The sequence below is a fragment of the Dactylosporangium sp. NPDC005572 genome (genome assembly GCF_040605515.1).
Classification (GTDB): Bacteria; Actinomycetota; Actinomycetes; order Mycobacteriales; family Micromonosporaceae; genus Dactylosporangium.
Window position 1 is genome coordinate 1,321 of sequence record NZ_JBEXCY010000011.1, and the last position, 18,126, is coordinate 19,446.

18 protein-coding genes and 1 tRNA gene are annotated in these 18,126 nt (G+C 72.0%); 12 read left to right on the top strand and 7 right to left on the bottom strand.

The window, feature by feature from the left end:
* Positions 1 to 247 precede the first annotated feature (247 nt).
* Complete coding sequence (locus ABZS66_RS08345; RefSeq protein ID WP_354756379.1) at positions 248 to 1,798, bottom strand: MFS transporter; 1,551 nt, start codon at positions 1,796 to 1,798, stop codon at positions 248 to 250.
* A 61-nt stretch (positions 1,799 to 1,859) separates the two neighbouring features.
* On the opposite strand from ABZS66_RS08345, the gene ABZS66_RS08350 reads away from it, so the two are divergent.
* The 4 genes from ABZS66_RS08350 to ABZS66_RS08365 all read left to right on the top strand — a co-directional run bounded on the left by ABZS66_RS08350 (position 1,860) and on the right by ABZS66_RS08365 (position 4,573).
* Positions 1,860 to 2,291 (top strand): MarR family transcriptional regulator, encoded by a 432-nt coding sequence (locus tag ABZS66_RS08350; RefSeq protein WP_354756381.1) that lies wholly within the window; start codon positions 1,860 to 1,862, stop codon positions 2,289 to 2,291.
* A 77-nt stretch (positions 2,292 to 2,368) separates the two neighbouring features.
* Complete coding sequence (locus ABZS66_RS08355) at positions 2,369 to 2,758, top strand: hemerythrin domain-containing protein (protein WP_354756383.1); 390 nt, start codon at positions 2,369 to 2,371, stop codon at positions 2,756 to 2,758.
* Positions 2,759 to 2,820: 62 nt separating this feature from the next.
* A complete protein-coding gene (locus ABZS66_RS08360) occupies positions 2,821 to 3,507 on the top strand; it encodes a response regulator transcription factor (protein WP_354756384.1) in 687 nt (228 codons plus the stop codon).
* Positions 3,500 to 4,573 (top strand): HAMP domain-containing sensor histidine kinase, encoded by a 1,074-nt coding sequence (locus tag ABZS66_RS08365; protein WP_354756386.1) that lies wholly within the window; start codon positions 3,500 to 3,502, stop codon positions 4,571 to 4,573. The genes ABZS66_RS08360 and ABZS66_RS08365 overlap by 8 nt, the downstream gene beginning before the upstream one ends.
* Here ABZS66_RS08365 and ABZS66_RS08370 read toward each other — a convergent pair.
* Positions 4,503 to 5,291 (bottom strand): S-methyl-5'-thioadenosine phosphorylase, encoded by a 789-nt coding sequence (locus ABZS66_RS08370; protein ID WP_354756388.1) that lies wholly within the window; start codon positions 5,289 to 5,291, stop codon positions 4,503 to 4,505. The two genes, ABZS66_RS08365 and ABZS66_RS08370, sit on opposite strands and share 71 nt — an antisense overlap.
* 259 nt (positions 5,292 to 5,550) lie before the next feature.
* Between ABZS66_RS08370 and ABZS66_RS08375 the strand changes: the two genes are divergently transcribed.
* Together ABZS66_RS08375 and ABZS66_RS08380 are read left to right on the top strand one after the other, a co-directional pair.
* Positions 5,551 to 6,105: a YqgE/AlgH family protein gene (locus tag ABZS66_RS08375; RefSeq protein WP_190251455.1), complete on the top strand. Its 555-nt coding sequence runs from the start codon at positions 5,551 to 5,553 to the stop codon at positions 6,103 to 6,105.
* Positions 6,106 to 6,177: 72 nt separating this feature from the next.
* A tRNA-Ala gene (locus ABZS66_RS08380) sits at positions 6,178 to 6,250 on the top strand.
* 426 nt (positions 6,251 to 6,676) lie between these two features.
* Here ABZS66_RS08380 and ABZS66_RS08385 read toward each other — a convergent pair.
* Positions 6,677 to 7,312 (bottom strand): hypothetical protein, encoded by a 636-nt coding sequence (locus tag ABZS66_RS08385; RefSeq protein WP_354756390.1) that lies wholly within the window; start codon positions 7,310 to 7,312, stop codon positions 6,677 to 6,679.
* A 347-nt stretch (positions 7,313 to 7,659) separates the two neighbouring features.
* Here ABZS66_RS08385 and ABZS66_RS08390 point away from each other — a divergent pair, with 347 nt between their 5' ends.
* Positions 7,660 to 8,178 (top strand): SigE family RNA polymerase sigma factor, encoded by a 519-nt coding sequence (locus tag ABZS66_RS08390; RefSeq protein WP_354756392.1) that lies wholly within the window; start codon positions 7,660 to 7,662, stop codon positions 8,176 to 8,178.
* Positions 8,175 to 9,476, top strand: a complete 1,302-nt coding sequence (locus tag ABZS66_RS08395; RefSeq protein WP_354756394.1) for a WD40 repeat domain-containing protein — start codon at positions 8,175 to 8,177, stop codon at positions 9,474 to 9,476. The genes ABZS66_RS08390 and ABZS66_RS08395 overlap by 4 nt, the downstream gene beginning before the upstream one ends.
* Here ABZS66_RS08395 and ABZS66_RS08400 read toward each other — a convergent pair.
* The 3 genes from ABZS66_RS08400 to ABZS66_RS08410 are packed head-to-tail and all read right to left on the bottom strand — an operon-like array spanning position 9,473 to position 11,897.
* Positions 9,473 to 10,498, bottom strand: coding sequence for an oxidoreductase (locus tag ABZS66_RS08400; RefSeq protein ID WP_354756396.1), 1,026 nt, complete (start codon positions 10,496 to 10,498; stop codon positions 9,473 to 9,475). The two genes, ABZS66_RS08395 and ABZS66_RS08400, sit on opposite strands and share 4 nt — an antisense overlap.
* A gap of 43 nt (positions 10,499 to 10,541) precedes the next feature.
* Positions 10,542 to 11,507, bottom strand: coding sequence for an aldo/keto reductase (locus ABZS66_RS08405; protein ID WP_354756398.1), 966 nt, complete (start codon positions 11,505 to 11,507; stop codon positions 10,542 to 10,544).
* A gap of 15 nt (positions 11,508 to 11,522) precedes the next feature.
* Positions 11,523 to 11,897, bottom strand: coding sequence for a Uma2 family endonuclease (locus ABZS66_RS08410; RefSeq protein WP_354756400.1), 375 nt, complete (start codon positions 11,895 to 11,897; stop codon positions 11,523 to 11,525).
* Between the two features lie 233 nt (positions 11,898 to 12,130).
* Between ABZS66_RS08410 and ABZS66_RS08415 the strand changes: the two genes are divergently transcribed.
* Both ABZS66_RS08415 and ABZS66_RS08420 read left to right on the top strand, forming a co-directional pair.
* Positions 12,131 to 12,871, top strand: a complete 741-nt coding sequence (locus ABZS66_RS08415; protein WP_354756402.1) for a hypothetical protein — start codon at positions 12,131 to 12,133, stop codon at positions 12,869 to 12,871.
* 16 nt (positions 12,872 to 12,887) lie between these two features.
* Positions 12,888 to 13,694 (top strand): LysR family transcriptional regulator, encoded by an 807-nt coding sequence (locus tag ABZS66_RS08420; RefSeq protein ID WP_354756404.1) that lies wholly within the window; start codon positions 12,888 to 12,890, stop codon positions 13,692 to 13,694.
* A 60-nt stretch (positions 13,695 to 13,754) separates the two neighbouring features.
* Here the strand turns inward: ABZS66_RS08420 and ABZS66_RS08425 are convergent, their stop codons facing one another.
* On the bottom strand, positions 13,755 to 14,507 hold the full coding sequence (locus ABZS66_RS08425; RefSeq protein ID WP_354756406.1) for an SDR family oxidoreductase: 753 nt from the start codon (positions 14,505 to 14,507) through the stop codon (positions 13,755 to 13,757).
* Between the two features lie 347 nt (positions 14,508 to 14,854).
* On the opposite strand from ABZS66_RS08425, the gene ABZS66_RS08430 reads away from it, so the two are divergent.
* Entirely contained in the window at positions 14,855 to 16,876 is a 2,022-nt protein-coding gene (locus tag ABZS66_RS08430; protein ID WP_354756408.1) for a glycoside hydrolase family 6 protein, read from the top strand.
* Between the two features lie 170 nt (positions 16,877 to 17,046).
* Positions 17,047 to 18,039: a hypothetical protein gene (locus tag ABZS66_RS08435; RefSeq protein WP_354756410.1), complete on the top strand. Its 993-nt coding sequence runs from the start codon at positions 17,047 to 17,049 to the stop codon at positions 18,037 to 18,039.
* Positions 18,040 to 18,126 lie beyond the last annotated feature (87 nt).

Below are 18,126 nucleotides of genomic sequence, written 5' to 3' on the forward strand. Positions count from 1 at the left end.
ACCGGACTGAGCCCATGGTGACCGGCCCCTCCGCTTCGCTCCGGACCGGTCACGCGACCTCCGCTCCGCTCCGGCCACGCTCCCACCGGACTGAGCCCATGGTGACCGGCCCCTCCGCTTCGCTCCGGACCGGTCACGCACCCAACCTACCCGGCACGTTCAACGACATCGATCGAGCGGCCGCTGCGCGCGGTGGTGGCCGTGCCGGCGAGGGTGAGCCCGCCGGCGACGGCCATCGTGAGCGCGATCACCCCACCAGTATGGACCGGTCCGGCTCGGCGGCGTCCGATGTGGACTTCCGGGTCCGGAACGCGAGCGCCAGCAGTACCGCCGCCAGAAACGCCACCAGCGCGGCCGACGCCGCCGTGACGTGCATCGAGGCGACGAAGGCGTCGTTCGCCGCGGCCGTCAGGTCCGGGCGCTGCAGCGACTCGGCGACCGCCCGGGTGTGCTCGGCCGACGGGGCGGCCGCGTCGCGGGCCGGGCCCGGCAGTCCGGCCAGCAACGGCGTGATGCGGTCCCGGTATGCGGTGCTCAGGATCGTGCCGAGCAGCGCGATGCCGAGCACGCTGCCGACCTGGCGCACCGTGTTGTTCACCGCGGAGCCGGCGCCCATCCGGTCCAGCGGCAGCACCGCGATGACCGCGGCCACGGTCGGCGCGATGACCATGCCCATGCCGATGCCGGAGACGAGCCCGACCAGGCAGAACCACAGCATCGGCGTGTCCAGGTCGAACCACAGGTTGGCCAGGAAGCCCAGCGCCACGACCAGCAGCGCGGAGCCGCTCACCGCGGCGACGCCGTGCCGCCTGGCCAGCCGGGCGCCGAGGCCGGAGCCGACGGCGACGCCGATCGCGCCCGGCAGGAAGTAGAGGCCGGTCTCCAGCGCGCCGAAGCCGCGGGCGCCCTGGAGGTAGAAGTTGCCGTAGAACATCTGCCCGGTGATGCCGAAGAACAGCGCGGCCAGGGCCAGGTTGCCGGCGCTGAACCGGCTGTTGCGGAACAGCCGCGGGTCGAACGACGGCTCGGGCGAGCGCCACTCGACGGCGAGGAACAGCCCGATGACGACGAGGCCGCCGAGCACCGGGGCCCACACCTGCCAGCGGGCCCAGTCGGTGTCCTGGCCGGCCTCGATCAGGCCGTAGGCGAGCAGGGCGAGGCCGGCGGTGGAGAGCACGAGCCCGAGCGGGTCCGGGCGCCGGCGCATGGCCAGCCGCGGATTCGGTACCACGGTCAGGATGCCCACCAGCGCGATCGCCACCACGGGCAGGTTCACCAGGAAGACCGACCCCCACCAGAAGTGGTCGACGAGCACGCCGCCGAGCAGCGGGCCCAGGGCGACGCCGACCCCGCTCGACGCCGACCAGGCGGCGATCGCGCCGGCCCGCCGCTCCGCCGGGAAGGTCGCGCCGATGATCGCCATCGACGTCGGCATCATCATCGCGCCGCCGAGGCCCATGAGGCCGCGGGCGAGGATCAGGCCGGTCGCGTCGCCGGCCCAGGCGGCCCAGATCGAGGCGGCCCCGAAGCAGGCGAGGCCGAGGACGAGGATCGTGCGGTGGCCGTACCGGTCGCCGAGCGCGCCGGCGGCGAACAGCGCGGTGGCGAACAGCAGCGCGTACGAGCCGACGGCCCACTGCAGCTCGCCGGGGGTGGCGCCGAGCCCGGTCCGCGGGTCGGCGATGCGCTCCAGGGCGATGCCCAGGATGGTGGTGTCGATCCAGATCAGCACCGCGGCGAAGACGAGGACCGAGAGCACGCGCCGCTGTACGCTGATTGACAGGTCCCTGACGGTCATGTGCTCACACTGGCAAGAACGTCAGGTACCTGTCAATAGTCTCACGCTGCACAATGAACGGGTGAGCCTTGAGGACGACTGCTCGACGTTCCTGGTCCGCCACGCCTGGCTGAGCCTGCGCGGCGTGGTGGCCGACGCCCTGGTGCAGCACGACCTCTCGGTCGCCCAGTTCGCGTCGCTGATGATGCTGGAGGCCTCCCCCGGGCTGTCCGTCGCCGACGTGGCCCGCAAGGTCTCCTCCGCGCGCCAGTCGGCCAACGAGATGCTCGGCGGCCTGGAGCGGGCCGGGCTGGTCGAGCGCCGCCCGCACCCGAACGACCGCCGCGCACAGCAGATCTACCTCACCGACGCGGGCCGGGAGCGGCTCGCCGCCGCGCGGCCGACCGTCCGGCAGGTCGAGGAGCGGCTGTCGGCCGGCTTCAGCGCCGACGACCTCACCGTGGTGCGCACCTGGCTGGCCCGCATGGCCGCCGCGTCATCACCCATGTCCTGAGCTGCAGACTCTTTACAAGAGTGTGTCGCGGGTCACATTATGGACAGGGGGAACGTACTCGCGGCGGAGGTGCGTTCATGGAACTGCTCGGCGGCATCAGACACGTTGAACATGCCATCCAGACGCCGGCGTGGGACCCGGCGTGGCGGCCCCGCGTGAGCCGGGCGGTGGCTCAGCTCAGGGCGGCATTCGCGGAACACGTGGACCTCACCGAGGGGCCCGGCGGCCTCTACGCGGGCGTGCTCGGCGACGCCCCGCGGCTCGCGCGGCGCTTCTCCGGCCTGGTCGACGACCACGAGACGGTCCGCTCGGCGCTCGACGAGCTCTCCGGCCGGCTCGACCACGGCGAGGCGAACGCGCTGCGCTGGGAGGCGGCCCAGCTCATCCAGGCGGTGTGGGACCACCGCCAGCGGGGCGCCGACCTGCTGTACGAGGCCTACGAGACGGACCTTGGCGGGGAAACCTGACGGACTCATTACCGTCCGCCGCCTCGCGTGGCAGGCGGCCGGCCGCGCTCTAGGCTCGGAGCGTGGGACAGAGCGTGCTGGTCGTGGACGACGATCCGACCGTGAGCGACGTCGTCCGGAGGTATCTGGAGCGCGCGGGCTTCGCCGTGCGCCTGGCCGCCGACGGGCCGGGCGCCCTCGACGCCTACGCGGCGCAGCGGCCGGACCTGCTCGTCCTCGACCTCATGCTGCCCGGGATCGACGGGCTGGAGGTCTGCCGGCGGCTGCGCGAACAGGACCGCGACCTGCCGGTCATCATGCTGACCGCCCTCGGCGAGGAGTCCGACCGGGTGATCGGCCTGGAGATCGGCGCCGACGACTACGTGACCAAGCCGTTCTCACCCCGCGAGCTCGTCCTGCGGGTCCAGTCGGTGCTGCGCCGCACCGCTCCCCCGGCGCCCTCCGGTGAGCTGGCCGACGGTGAGCTGCGGGTCGACGTGGCCCGGCGGATCGCCACCCTGCGCGGTGCCGCACTGGCCCTGACCGTGCGCGAGTTCGACCTGCTGGTGTTCCTGATGCGCAACCCCGGGCGGGTGCTGCGCCGCGCCGAGCTGCTCCAACAGGTGTGGGGCTGGACGTTCGGCGACCAGTCGACGGTCACCGTCCACATGCGACGCCTCCGGGAGAAGGTCGAGGACGACCCGGCCGAGCCGAAGCGCATCCTGACCGTGTGGGGCGTCGGCTACCGGTACGAGTTCGGCAATGCGTGACGTCCTGCTCACCTTCCTGATGGCGCTCGGCTGCTCCCTGGTGGTGGCCGGGGCCGGCCTGCTCGTGCTGCGCGGCCCGCTGCGCGGCCGCTCGGTGACCGCGCACATCGTCGTCCTGCTGCTCGTCACCGTGCTCGGGGTGCTCGCCGGCATCCTCGGCGCGGCCATGGAGATGTTCATCTCCGACCACGACCTGCACGTGCTGCTCCTCGTCGTCGGCACCGCCGCCGCGGTCAGTCTCGGCGCGGGCCTGTGGGCCGGCCGGCGGCTCGCCCGGGCCAGCATGTGGGCCGCCGAGGCCCGCGAGCAGGAGCGGCAGGCCGAGGCCCGGCGCCGCGAGCTGGTCGCCTGGGTCTCCCACGACCTGCGCACGCCCCTCGCCGGGCTCCGCGCCATGGCCGAGGCGCTCGACGACGGGGTCGTCGCCGATCCGGAGACCGTCGCCGAGTACCACCGGCGGATCAGCGCCGAGACCGATCGCATGGCGGGGCTCGTCGACGACCTCTTCGAGCTGTCCCGGATCAACGCGGGGGCGCTGCGGCTGACGCTGGCCGAGGTACCGCTGGGGGAGATCGTCTCCGATGCGGTGGCGTCCGCGTCACCGCTCGCCGCCGCGGCCCACGTCCGGATCTCCTCGGAGCCGTCCGGCTGGCCGGTGGTCCGCGGCTCGATGCCCGAGCTGTCCCGGGTGGTCGACAACCTGCTGCGCAACGCGATCCGCTACACGCCGCCGGACGGCACCGTGACCGTCACCGGTGGCGTCTCCGGCGACGAGGGCTGGCTCGCGGTCACCGACACGTGCGGTGGGATCGCCGAGGGCGACCTGCCGCGGGTGTTCGACGTGGCGTTCCGTGGCACGCCGGCCCGGACCCCTTCGGACTCGGCCGGGGGCGGACTGGGCCTCGCCATCGTCCGGGGCCTGGTCGACGCGCACCACGGTCTCGTGAGCGCCGAGAACGTCGACGGGGGCTGCCGGTTCGTCGTCCGGCTGCCGCTCAGTGCTGGACCAGGCCGTCCAGGGCGTGCCGGCACGGGTCGTCCGGGTGCTCCGGCAACCGCGGGATGACGTCGAGCAGGATGCCGCGCAGGCGCTCGGTGTTCTCCCCGAAGACCCGGAACACCTCCTCCTGCGTGACCCCGTGGTCACCCTCCACGCCGGCGTCGAGGTCGGTCACCAGCGCGATCGAGGTGTAGCAGAGGGCGAGCTCGCGGGCGAGCACGGCCTCCGGGTGCCCCGTCATGTTGACGACAGCGCCACCCATCGAGGTGTACCAGCGCGACTCCGCCCGGGTGGAGAACCGTGGTCCTTCCACGACGACCATCGTGCCGTCGCCCGCCTCGATGCCGTGCTCGGCGGCCACCTTGCGCACGATGTCGCGCCCGGTCGCGCAATACGGGTCGGCGAAGTTCACGTGCACGGCGCCCTCGTCGTAGAACGTCTGCACCCGCCCCGACGTGCGGTCGATCAGCTGGTCCGGCACGACGAACGTGCCCGGCCCCAACTCGGGCCGCAGTCCCCCGACCGCGCACGGCGCCAGGACCTGCCGCACCCCGAGCTCGCGGAGCGCCCACAGGTTCGCCCGATAGGGGATCCGGTGCGGCGGGAACCGGTGGTCCCGGCCGTGCCGCGGAAGAAACGCCGTGCGCCGCCCGTGCACCGTCGCCACCGTGATCGGGTCCGAGGGTGGGCCATACGGCGTGTCGACCACGTGCTCCTCGGCGTCGTCGAGCAGTGCGTAGAGCCCGGATCCACCGATGACGGCAACGTCGGCGAGTGAGGTCACGTATCAGACCCTAACCGCGACGCCCGGGTCAGGCTATGGTGCGAGACATGACCCTCGCACCCCGCTTTGCGATGATCGACTCGTCGCACCCGCTCATCGGCCGCGCGGCCGATGATGTTTGCTGGTGGGGCTGATGTCCATGCACGGGGATCTCGGTGGGATGGAAGGACAACCGCACGGGCAGACGCCGACCGGCCGCGGCTCACCGCGGCCCGGCGCGTCCGGCCGGGGAGCGTCGAGGCAGCGTCGAGGGAGGGCGATGGAGTCGTTGACCGGCCGGCTGCTGGTGGCGACGCCCGCGCTCCGCGACCCGAACTTCGAGCGCACCGTCGTCCTGGTGGTCGCGCACGAGGAGGGCGGCGCCCTGGGCGTGGTGCTGAACCGCGCCACCGAGGTACAGGTCGCCGACGTCCTCGGCAACTGGGGCGCCCTCGCGGGTGAACCCCCGGTCGTGTTCGAGGGCGGCCCGGTCCAGCCCGAGGCGGCGATCTGCCTGGCCCGCACCCGCCCCGGCGTCGAGGATCTCGCCGGCTTCAACCGCGTCTCCGGCGCCGTCGGCACGGTCGACCTCTCCGGCGACCCCGACCTCCTCGTGGCCGGCGTCCTCGGCGTGCGGGTCTTCGCCGGCTACGCGGGCTGGTCCCCGGGCCAGCTGGAACGCGAGATCGAGGGCGGCTCCTGGTTCGTCTTCGACGCCCTGCCGAGCGACGCGTTCGCCCCACGCCCGGACGACCTGTGGCAGATGGTGCTGCGCCGCCAGGGAGGGCTGATGGCCGCCGTGGCTCACTACCCGGCCGACCCGACCCAGAACTAGGAACCCGGTGTGAGACCCCGGCCGGGTGTGTGTACTATTCCGTGAGTGCCCGCCGAGAGGCGAGTGCATGAAGGGGCCGTGGCGCAGCTGGTAGCGCACCACACTGGCAGTGTGGGGGTCAGGGGTTCGAGTCCCCTCGGCTCCACCGATGTAGGTGGACCCTGCTCATGGGCGCTTCCCTCCGGGAGCGCCCATTCGCCGTTTCATCGGCGGGTTTTTCGCGCTCGCTTCGCTCGCTCCCCGGCGGGGGCTTCGCCACCCGCACCCCCGATCTCGGTAGTCGGCCTCCGTCCCCTGCTTGCTGCCCGTCTTGGTTGCTCTTCCCTCTGGTGGAGTTGTACCCCTTGTGCTGCCCGCGTGTGGGTTTCCTCCGCGTGTTGGTTCCTCGTGCGCGGGTTCCCTCCCGCGTGCGGGGTTTAGCTCTGTGCTGTTGTGCTGTTGTGCTGTTCTGGTTGGTCAGTCGACCGGACGGGCCACTCACCCTGGGTCCGTCCGGGCTTGCGCGGCTTTCGCCTGCCCTGCGCTATTGACCGGTTGTACGTTTTCTTTGGTTTACCAGCTTTTCTTTGGTTTACCAGCCGTAGGGGGCTCGGGTTGCTGGTGTTGGGTGGCGTTGGGGGGATTCTTCTGGGTCGTTGGGCCAGCGGTCGGTTTCGTAGGGCTCGGGGGGTGCGGGGTAGCGGACGGTCGAGTCGGGTTCTGGGTCTCGGTACGTTGGTGTCAGGCCCAAACCGTCCACGCCCAGGGGGCGGGTTGCTGTCGTCTCCGGTGATTCTGCTGGCTCGGGCTGTTGTTGGGGCCAGCGGCGCCAGCGTTGCATGCTGGCCGCGCCGATCAGGAGCAGGACGCCCAGCACCATCGTGGTGCCGCTGCGGATCGGTGCGGTCAGGTCGATGTGCTTGCCGGCCACCCACAGGTCGTCGTTGAACAGCTTCATCGTCCGGGACGGCGCGACCAGCAGCATCGTGTAGCTCAGGGTGTACAGGACGCCGATCACCGTCGCGCCCAGCGGCGAGAACCGCAGCGTGCCCAGCAGGCCCAGCAGCAGGCCGGCCGCGGCCAGGAACGCCACCGGGCGCACGAAGTCACCCGTGTGCAGGGTGTTGCCGCCGAACGCGTCGGCGGAGCGGACCTGTCCCAGCGCCAGCAACACCCAGGCCAGCGGAGCCACGACGAGCGCAGCGATCAGGGTTCGAATGTGCCGCATGGCCGGCCCCTACCGAATTCCGGGCGCCGGCCTGAGCCGGGCGCCCTCCGGCCGGTTGCTCGTGATTGCACGCAATGTCCATCCTCCTCGGGCTTGGGGCGGTTTGTTCCCCCGAAGGAGCGTACGAGCGGCCCGCAGCGTCACACCAGGCCTCGGCGGGCACTGACCTGGCCCACGCACGCCCGTTCCAGCTCCGCGACCGACGCACGGTGACGGTGGACATCGTCATCCGTCAAGCCACGCCGATGACGCCGCTGCCGGGCCTCCGGGTCCGGCCGCGGCCGGGCAAGATATGACCCACAACCGATCCGGTCCCTGGACCACTCCTAGAAGATCGGGAGGCCGGATTGCGGGACGAACGGGACTACGTCGAGTATGTGCAGGCGCGCATGCCTGCGCTGCGCAGGCTCGCCTATCGGCTGAGCGGGGACTGGCCCGCCGCCGACGACCTGCTGCAGGAGTGCCTGGTGGCGCTCTACCGGCACTGGCGGAAGGCGGTCGCCGCCGACTCTCTGGATGCCTATGTACGGGCAGTGCTCGTCCACGCCTACCTCGCCGAGCGGCAGCGGCCGTGGAGCCGGCGGGTGCGGCCCACGGCCGAGGTGGCCGAGCTGGCCGACGCGCCGGCGCCGGTGCCGGGCGGCGGCGCCGAGCACCGCGTCGACCTGCTCGCCGCGCTGGCGAAGCTGTCGCGGGGGCAGCGGGCGGTGCTCGTGCTGCGGTACTGGGAGGACCTCGACGTCGCCCAGACCGCGACCGTTTTGGGCTGCTCGGTGGGGACCGTCAAGAGCCAGACGTCGTACGCGATCGCCGCGCTGCGCCGGCTGCTGCCCAACTACGTGCCGGGAGGGACGGACATCCCATGAAGGACCTGTTCGCCACCCTGGCCGACGACCCGGCGCCGCCGCTGGCGGCCGGGTACCTGGACACCGTGCTCCGCCGTGGGCGGCGGTCGGCCCGGCGCCGGTTTCTCGGTACCGCCGCCGTCTGGGTCGTCGTGGTGCTGGCCGTCGCCGGCCTGGCCGTGCCCGCGCTGCCGCTGCCCGAGCGGCCGGCGGCTCCCGCCGCCAGAGCGAGCCTTCCCGAGCGGTTCGCCGGATACTCGGTCCTCACCGGCACCGTGGGCGCGTCGCCGGCCGGCCGGGCGATCGCGCTCTACGGCTACGGCAACGGCGAGCTCTTCAACATGTTCCAGCCCGTGGTCGCCGGGGCCGACCGCAACACGTACCGCCGGGTCGACGCGATGGAGGACCGGGGCCGGCCGTCGGCGCTGCTCTCCCCGGACGGCACCCAGGTGCTGCTCGGCGACGACAACGGCGCCACCCGCGACCTGGTGCTCGTCGACCTGACGACGGGCCGGCGGCGGTCCGTGCCGATCGGCGAGCCGGTCGGCGTGCGGTTGCTGGCCTGGTCCCCCGACGGGCGGTACGTCGCGTACAGCGCCGCCCCCATCGGCGACAACCCCGACCGGTTGGGCAACTTCGTCGACGACGAGGTCCGCCGGTCGGGGGAGCTGCGGCTGCTCGACCTGTCGACCCACCAGAGCAGGGCGTTCCCGGAGGTCCATCCGGTGGCCCAGGCGGCGTTCGCGCCGGACCGCGGGCGGCTCGCGGTGCAGGTGGACCAGCAGGTCCGGCTCTTCGAGCTGGGTGGGCGCTCCATCGGTACCGTAGAGATCCCCGCCGGCCGGGAACTCGCCGCCGGCGTGGGCTGGACCCCGGACGGGCGGTTCCTGGCGACGGTGCCGAGCGGCTTCGTGCTGCACGCCACGTTCCTGTGGAACGAGGGCGACGTCACGTTCGTGGCCGTCGCCGACGGCGCCACACCCCCGGCGCCGGTGACCGGGGTGGTGCAGCTGCTCGGCTGGCGCTCGGCGACCACGCTCGTGGCGGCCACGATGCCCATGGGGCTGTCCTCGATCGACCTGACCACCGGGGCGCGCGAGCAACTGTCGCTGTTCGACACCGGCTCGACCTGCGAGCTGGGCATGCAGACCTGCCAGGTCTTCGACCTCCAGCTCGCCACCGGGCTGCTCGCGGACGTGACCGTGCGGCCGGCGTCGTGGCCGGACCGCGGGCCGTGGCCGCTCGCGCTGACCATCCCGATCGCGGTGGTGGTGCTGGGCGCCACGTATCTGGTGTGGCGCCGATTACGTCGTCGCTAACGCAGCCTGCCGATGCGTCCCGCCTCGCCGGAGGCCCAGCAGGCGCCGCCGGCGCACTGGACGCTGTCGAAGGAGCCGGTGTCGAAGCGGTGCCAGGTGCGGCCGCCGTCGTAGGTCACGTCGCTGCCGGTGGGGCCGACCGCGTACGCGGTGTCGCCGTGGGTGCCACGCCACGCGGCGCCGGAGCGGTACTCGCCGGGGACCGTCTTCGCGACCGTCCAGGTGCGCCCGCCGTCCCGCGTGGTGGCCGCCCCGTCCGGGGCCGCGGCCGGGACCAGGAAGTCGCCGCCGACCGCGAGGCCGCGCCGGCGGTCCTGGAAGGCGAGCGAGAAGATGCCGGCGGCCGCGCCGCTCGGGATCGGGCTGGCGGTGACGCTCCAGTGGCGGCCGCCGTCCGCCGAGTGGAAGACGCGGGCCTGGGCCCCGCCGCCGGTGGCGAACCAGGCGTCGCCCTTGGCGGCCACCAGGCAGGTGCCGCTGGCCGCGAAGGCGAACTCGCCGGCCAGCGCGTCCGGCATGCCGCCGGTGGGCTGGACCGTCCAGTGCCGGCCGCCGTCGTGGGTGGCCAGGATGCGGAACCTGCCGCCGACCGGGTCGGACAGGGCCAGCCCGTGCCGCCGGTCGAGGAACGCGACGCAGTCGTAGAAGGCGGCCGGGTCGGTGTTGCGGAACGTCTCGGTCCAGCTCCTGCCGCCGTCGTCGGTCACGTACACCCGCGAGGCCTCGCCCTCGCCGATCGACAGCACGACCGCGTGCCAGGCGTCGAACGCCTCGATGTCGCGGAACTGCAGGTCCGTCGTGCCGGGCGGGCCCACCTGCTGCCAGGTGCGCCCGCCGTCGACGGTGCGCAGCACGGTACCGCCGGTGCCCGAGGCCCACGCGACCCGCTCGCTGACGGCGGCGAGCCCGCGCAGCCGGGCCGTCGTGCCGGTGTCGAGCACCTGCCACGACGGCGCCGGCGGCCGGCCGAACCCGCCGGCCCCGAGCACGGTGGCGAACGCAAGCGCGAGAACCATCGACATCCGTCTCATAGTTCCCCGAACTTACTCCTCCTTCGCCGGTTCGTCAGCTGTAGAAGTTCCGCTGCCACCGATGCTTGGCCAGCACCGCGAGCTGGTCCGCGCCGAGTGCCCGCCCGTCGCTGAGCGCCGTGTTCCGCTCGACGTTGCGCACGGAGCGCATGCCCGGGATGACCGTGGACACCGCCGGCGCACTGAGCACGAACCGCAGCGCGGTCTCGGCGACCTGATCCCGGCCGATGCCGAGGTCGGCGACGATGGCGTCGACGTGCTGCTCCACCTGCGCGGGCCGGTCGTCCCTGAAGTACCGCTGCCGGAAATCGCCCTCCGGGAACGTCGTGTCCTTCGTGATGTTCCCGGTCAGCCCGCCCTCGTCCAGCGCCACCCGGACGATCACCCCGACGCCGTGCTCCTCGCAGGCGGGGAGCAGGTTGTCGGCGGGCGCCTGGTCGAAGATGTTGTAGATGACCTGGACGGTGTCGACGACCCCGCTGCGCACCAGCGCGAGCGCGTTGTCCGGCTGGTGGTCGTTGATCGAGATACCGAAGAGCCGGATCTTCCCGTCCTGCTTGAGCGCCGCGACGGTCTCCAGCCAGTCCCCGCGCCCGACCCACTCGTCGCTCCAGACGTGGAACTGCAGCACGTCGAAGTGCTCGAGCCCGCTGACCCGCAGGCTGGTCTCGAGGCTCTCCCGGATGTGTGCTCCGGGAAAGGTCTCCGCCGGGTCGAGCCCCTGCGGCGCCGGCCAGACCCTGTTCTTCGGCGGCACCTTGGTGGCGACGAAGATCTGTTCGCCGGCCCGCTCCCGCACGACCCGCCCGACGATCCGCTCGCTCTCGCCGTAGCCCCGCGCGGTGTCGATGAAGTTGACGCCGAGGTCGATGGCCTTGTGCAGGGCTTTGATCGACTCGTCCTCGGTGGCCCCGATCCAGGCGGACTCCCCGATCCCCCAGGCCCCGTACCCGATCTCCGAGACATCCGGCCCGTTGCGGCCGAGCTTCCGGTACTGCACGCTGTTCCTCCCCGTTCAGGGTTCCCGTTCCGCCTGAAACCCTAGTTCCCGGCCGACGGGCGCGGATGTGGGCCAGCTAACCCTGGCGTGGCATGGCGCGCCGAGCACCACACCGTCGTCGTCGGTGTCAGCCACCACAAGATCAGGGATGAAGATCCGGCCGGTGTGCAACCGCACGTTCACGGCCTCCAGCGCGAGCAGCCCGGCCGCCGCGGCAGCCTGGTCCAGCGCGACGAACAGGAAGGAGGACAGCCGCTGGTGCCGCATGCTCGGCGCCGGGCTCACGAGCAGGCTTCCGTCGAGCAGCTCGATGCGGTCCGTGGTTTCGCCGAGGGCAAGGTACTCCTCCTCAGTCCACGGTCCTTCGTGCTCAAGCACCGCGACGCTCACCGACCAACCACCTCCCGACGGCCACTGCCACCAGCCTGCCATGCCAACAGCCCGGTGGCGACGCACACACCCGCCGACAGGCACCATTGTACCCGCCAGTGGCCACATGGCCCTAATCGACGCTCCGGCGACGTCGCGGCCGCGGGGTACCGTATGCGCGCCACCTGGCCGACCGGAAGGTCCCGAACCCCAGCCGCACCGCGAGTCGCGTCCGTGAGGAGAACGAGCACGCTGTGGACTATCAGGTCTGGTTCGTGCTCGCGGCGCTCCTCGGCAACGGTGTCGGGAGCATGCTCGCCGTGTTCTGCCTGGTGCGGATGACCGACCAGCGGCGCACGACGCGCAATCGTCTCCTGCTGGTGCTGGTCGCGGCGTGGGCGCTGGTCGAGACCGCGCGCGACGACATGCTCTTCGTGGCCGCCACCGCCATCCACATGAGCGACTACCAGGTCCACTTCTTCCTGGCCCCGAGCATGCTGCTGACCGTGTTCGCCGTGCTGTTCACGTCGGGCGTCTTCTGGCTGGCCGCCAACCGTCCGCGGCCCCTGTGGACGATCGGGGGCGGGACGGCGGTCGGCCTTCTGCTGGGTGCGATGAGCGTGCAGGCGGCGTTCGCCGGCCGGAGCGGGTCGGCCATGTCGATCGACGTCGTCAGCACCACGCTGATCGCCGCCGGACTCGGCGCGGTGACCGGCGTCGCCGTGTGGCTGGGCACCGGGGCGACCCGGCGCTCCGCCATCGCGACGGCCGTCACGCTGCTGGCGGTCTGCCTGACGATCGCGCAGTACTGGATCGCCGCCGAGGTGACGACGGACCCGTCCATCCCGGTCGACAGCACCGTCGGCATCGACCCGATCCAGCTGGGCATCTTCACCGCGGTGGCCTTCGGCATCCGGGCCATCGCGCTCACCTTCATGAGCATGATCGACGAGAACCACCCCGAACCCCTGGTGGACCAGCCCGACCGGGCGTAATCGGTACCGTTGAGGCATGGATCGGCTGGAGGTCCGGGACCTCGTCTACTTCGCCGCGGTGGCCGAGCACCGGCACTTCGGCCGCGCCGCCGAGCAGTTGGGCATCGCGCAGCCGCCGCTGTCCCGCGCGATCAGCAGGCTGGAGCGCCGGATGGACGTCCGGCTCTTCGAGCGCACCAGCCGGCGGGTCGAACTCACCGCGGCCGGCGAGGTGTTCCTGCGGGAGAGCAACGAGATCCTCGCCGCGCTCGACGGCGCGGTACGGCGCACCCAGCAGGCGGCCCGGCCGCGCCGGCTGGTGCTCGCCGCCCCGGCCGGTACGGGCGCGGGCCTGCTCGGCGAGATGCTGGACGCCTACCGGCGCGGCGAGGACCCGGCGCCGGTGGAGGTGCTCTTCACGGCCGACCTGGGCGCCGCCGTGCGCACCGGCACCGCCGACGCGGCGCTGATGTGCAGCAGTGACGACCTCGACGGGCTGGACACGGTCGATCTCGTCGACGAGACCCCGGTGGCGCTCCTCCCGGCCGGGCACCCGCTCGCCACGCGCGACAGCCTGACCATGGGCGATCTGGACGGCGAGGACCGCTTCCGTGCGCAGCCGCCGCCCTTGAGCATGGACGAGCTCCTCGACCGGGTCGCGCTCGGCGAGCTCGTGGTCATCTCCGGGTCGAGCGCGACCGGCCGGCTCGGCTCGTCCGTCGTCGCCGTGCCGATGCTCGGCATGCCGGTCAAGCGGATCGTCATGGCCTGGCCGCGGGCCACCCGGTCGGCCGCACGTGACCAGTTCGTGGACACCGCGGTCGCGGTGGCGGCGCGGAGCTGACGGCTCCCCGGACCGGCACCCCGACGCCGGCCGGGCCGCGGCCCGGCCGGCAGCCGGCGGTCAGATCTGGTTGATGCCGCCGTCCACGAGCAGTTCGGAGCCGGTGATGAAGCTGCTCTGGTCGGAGGCGAGGAAGAGGGCCGCGGCGGCCTGCTCGGCCGGGTCGGCGACCCGCCCCAGCGGCACCCCCGCGGCCAGCATCGCGAGGAACTCGTCCGGGCCGATGCCGGCCGGAGCGTTGCCCCGCAACATCGGCGTGTCCGTCGTGTGCGGCGCGAGCGCGTTGACCCGGATGCCCCGGTCCTTCAGCTCGTTGGCCCAGGTGCGGGTCAACGACCGGACCGCGGCCTTGGTCGCGGCGTAGAGCCCGACGCCGGCCGTCCCGCGTCCGGCGGTGGTGGACGAGCAGAGGATGACCGACGCGTTGTCGTTGAGCAGCGGCAGCGCCTTCTGCACGGTGAACAGCGCGCTGCCCAGGTTGAGCCGGGTTTCGTGCGCGTAGTCCTCCTCGGTCACGTGGGCCAGCGGCAACATGCGCGCGCCGCCGGCGTTGGCGAAGAGGACGTCGATCCGGCGCCCGTCGGCGCCGATGGTGGCGAAGAGCCGGTCGAGGTCGGCCAGGTCCGTCACGTCGCCCTGCACCCCGCTTGCGCGGGCCGCGCCGACGCGTACCACCGCCTCGTCGAGTTCCGGCTTGCGCCGTCCGGTGAGGTAGACGTACGCACCCTCCTCGGCGAAGCGCAGCGCGCTGGCGAACCCGATGCCCTCGCTGGAACCCGTCACCACCGCGACCTTGCCGTCGAGCTGACCCATTTTCGATCTCCCATGACTCACTGCCGTGATCGGCCGGCCCGTTGACCGCCCGCTTCGCCAGTGCATCTCGCGGGAGCTGCGCAAACAATGATCGATTCAGCAAGCACCCATACCTGAGGGGTATCGGTTGCATGCGTCCGGTACGACGCCTCGACCGACCGCCCGCAGGACCCGCCTCCGACCATGAAGACCCTGGTCGGCAGGGGGTTTGCAGCGAAACTTTCAAGCACTCTGCCGATTGCGCACGAGGTAGACGACCTACCGCGACGGGTCGCCTTGACGGGGTGCTGCGCCGGTGCGGACCGTGATGACGCACCAACCGTAGTTCATCAATGTAAGGAGACTCCATGAGGCGCAAGCTCGCCCTCATATCGGCCGCCGCGCTCGCGGCTACCGGAGGTGTCGTCGTGCTCGCCAATCAGGCGTTCGCGGCGGCCGGATGCTCTGCCAAGTACACGATCGTGAACCAGTGGCCCGGCGGTTTCCAGAGCCAGGTCGACGTCACGAACCTCGGTGACCCGCTCACCGCCTGGAACGTCGGTTGGGACTTCGGCAACGCGTCCCAGACGATCACGCAGATCTGGAACGCCAACAAGACGCAGACCGGCCTGCACGTCAACGCCACCAACCTGAGCTACAACGGCACCGTCGCCACCAACGGGACGATCTCGTTCGGGTTCACGGGCAGCTGGAGCGGTGCCAACCCCGCCGGCACCAACTTCACGGTGAACGGCACGGCGTGCACCGGCGGTACCTCGTCCCCATCGGCATCGGCATCGGCGTCGGCCTCCGCCTCGGCCTCCTCGAACCCGACCGCGCCGGTCGTGTCGCTGACGAGCCCGTCGTCCGGCTCCACGTTCACCGCACCCGCCACGGTGGGCCTGGCCGCCAGCGCGAGCGCCCCCGGCAGCACGGTCAGCAAGGTCGAGTTCTACAACGGCACGACGCTGCTGGGCACCGACACCAGCTCGCCGTACAGCTTCAGCTGGACCAACGTCGCGGCGGGCTCGTACTCGCTGACCGCGAAGGCGTACAACGCCGCGAACCTGTCCACCACCAGCACCGCGGTGCCGATCACCGTCACCAGCGGCAACACCGGTGGCACCCACGTCGACAACCCGTACGTCGGCGCCAAGGTCTACGTGAACCCGGACTGGTCGGCCAAGGCCTCCGCCGAGACCGGCGGCAGCCGGATCGCCAACCAGCCGACCGGCGTCTGGCTCGACACGATCGCCGCCATCACCGCGCCCTCCGGCTCGGGCTACACCACGAGCATGCGCAAGCACCTCGACAACGCGCTCGCCCAGGGCGCGACGCTCGCCCAGTTCGTGATCTACAACCTGCCCGGCCGGGACTGCGCGGCGCTGGCCTCCAACGGTGAGCTCGGCCCGACCGAGATCGGCCGTTACAAGACCGAGTACATCGACCCGATCGCCGCGATCGAGGCCGACCCGAAGTACGCGTCGATCCGGATCGTCAACATCATCGAGATCGACTCGCTGCCCAACATCGTGACCAACGCGGGCGGCGAGGCCGGCGCGACCGCGGCCTGCGCGGTCATGAAGGCAAACGGCAACTACACGACGGGCATCCAGTACGCCCTGAGCAAGCTGCACGCGGCCGGCACCAACACCTACAACTACATCGACGCCGCGCACCACGGCTGGCTCGGCTGGGACAGCAACTTCGGCCCCGCCGCGCAGCTGTTCGCCAGCACGGTGACCGGTGCCACCGGTGGCTTCAGCACGGTCGACGGCTTCATCACCAACACCGCGAACTACTCGGCACTGACCGAGCCGTACGTCACCATCGGCGCCACCGTCGGTGGCCAGTCGGTCCGGCAGTCCAAGTGGGTCGACTGGAACCAGTACACCGACGAGCTCACCTTCGCCCAGGCGTTCCGCAACCAGCTGGTCTCGCTGGGCTTCAACTCCAACATCGGCATGCTGATCGACACCTCCCGCAACGGCTGGGGCGGCTCCGCCCGGCCGACCGCGGCGAGCACCTCGACCGACATGAACACCTGGGTCAACGCGTCGCGCATCGACCGGCGCATCCACGCCGGCAACTGGTGCAACCAGAGCGGCGCCGGCCTCGGTGAGCGGCCGCGGGCGACCCCGGCCACCGGTATCGACGCGTACGTGTGGATCAAGCCTCCGGGCGAGTCCGACGGTTCCAGCTCGCTGATCCCGACCGGCCCGAACAACCCGGGTGGCAAGGGCTTCGACGGGATGTGCGACCCGGCGTACACGGGCAACGGCCGTAACGGCAACAGCATGAGCGGCGCGCTGCCCAACGCCCCGGTCTCCGGTGCGTGGTTCTCCGCTCAGTTCCAGCAGCTCATGCAGAACGCGTACCCGGCGCTGTAACAGGCCGGCCGCACCCCGGAGGGTCCCCGACACGTCGGGGGCCCTCCGGTCGTTTCCGCCTCAGCGCGTGCCAGTCTTTCCGCGTGGTCGGTCAGCACGATTGGGAGCGCGTACCGGTTGCCTTCTCGAACTGCGTCACGTCGAGTCCCTCGGGCGAGGTGACGCACGCGGTGTCCGGCAAGGCGACGCTGTGCGGTATTCCCCTGCGCCGGGTGGCCCGGGCATCCGGCTTCTTCGCTCCCCACGCCCGGTCGGCGTGCGCGCGCTGCGTGGAGCGCGCCGCTGCGACACCGCCCCGAGCGTCGCCGCAGGAGCTGCTGTACAGCAGGATCGTCACCGCGGACGCCGGGCCGGCGCGCGACGAGCTGATCGAAGCCCTCAAGCGAGGCGCGCCGGTCCACCCGTGGATTCGCGGCGCGTCCGCCGATCGCATCCGGTCGTCGGCCAGGCTGCACGACGCGATCGAGGGCGCCCAGGAGGCTCGGGCGGCCCTGCAGACCGAGGGTCCGTTCGGCATGGCGGAGGTGGTCACCACCTCATGGCGGTTCGTCGCGATCATGCCCAAGGGTTCGCGTCCGGTGGTCGTCCGCCGGCCGCGACGCCGTGGGGCCGCACCCGGACTCACCGGCTGGTCCTTTGCGGCCGCCCGCGAGCCGGCCCGGTTCGCCGCCGGCCGCACACCCGACCGCTCGACCCACCGGGACGCCACAGAGCACGCGGTCGGCGGAGACACCACGCTCTGCGGCATCCCGACGGCGCGGGTGACCGTGGTCCGCAGCCTGTTCGCGGCGGAAGACGAGTCGGCGTGCGCCCGCTGCGCCGAACTCGCCGCGGAGGCCCCCACGCAGCCGGGTGCCCAGGAACGGCTCCACGACGCGATCGCGACCGCGGAGCCCGGGCCGCTGCGCGACGAGCTGGCCGCCGCGCTCCGGCGCGGCGCGGCGATCCCGCTTTGGATCAACAGCACCGGCCCGAACCTGGCGATGCACGCCGAACTCGACGAGATCACCGAGGGCCGGGCCGAGCTGACGGCGGCATTGGCGAACGCCGGGCGCGCCGGCCTCGCCCACGTCCTCCATGGATCGTGGCGATCCACCGTCGTCCTCCGCGAGCACGAACGCCCCCTGATCGGTCGCGGCCCTTCGGGGAGTCCTGCGGGGTGATGTCCGTTTGGCGGTCGCGCGGAGTGGTATGGGCCTGACCAGGACCGGCGCGCGATGCACCGGCCTCCTCCAGACGCCGCCGGAGTG

Excerpts from the sequence above, each read along its gene's own strand:
- ABZS66_RS08345 (WP_354756379.1), bottom strand. The coding sequence starts at position 1,798 with ATGACCGTCAGGGACCTGTCAATCAGCGTACAGCGGCGCGTGCTCTCG.
- ABZS66_RS08355 (WP_354756383.1), top strand. The coding sequence starts at position 2,369 with ATGGAACTGCTCGGCGGCATCAGACACGTTGAACATGCCATCCAGACG.
- ABZS66_RS08365 (WP_354756386.1), top strand. The coding sequence starts at position 3,500 with ATGCGTGACGTCCTGCTCACCTTCCTGATGGCGCTCGGCTGCTCCCTG.
- ABZS66_RS08375 (WP_190251455.1), top strand. The coding sequence starts at position 5,551 with ATGGAGTCGTTGACCGGCCGGCTGCTGGTGGCGACGCCCGCGCTCCGC.
- ABZS66_RS08385 (WP_354756390.1), bottom strand. The coding sequence starts at position 7,312 with ATGCGGCACATTCGAACCCTGATCGCTGCGCTCGTCGTGGCTCCGCTG.
- ABZS66_RS08395 (WP_354756394.1), top strand. The coding sequence starts at position 8,175 with ATGAAGGACCTGTTCGCCACCCTGGCCGACGACCCGGCGCCGCCGCTG.
- ABZS66_RS08400 (WP_354756396.1), bottom strand. The coding sequence starts at position 10,498 with ATGTCGATGGTTCTCGCGCTTGCGTTCGCCACCGTGCTCGGGGCCGGC.
- ABZS66_RS08420 (WP_354756404.1), top strand. The coding sequence starts at position 12,888 with ATGGATCGGCTGGAGGTCCGGGACCTCGTCTACTTCGCCGCGGTGGCC.
- ABZS66_RS08425 (WP_354756406.1), bottom strand. The coding sequence starts at position 14,507 with ATGGGTCAGCTCGACGGCAAGGTCGCGGTGGTGACGGGTTCCAGCGAG.
- ABZS66_RS08430 (WP_354756408.1), top strand. The coding sequence starts at position 14,855 with ATGAGGCGCAAGCTCGCCCTCATATCGGCCGCCGCGCTCGCGGCTACC.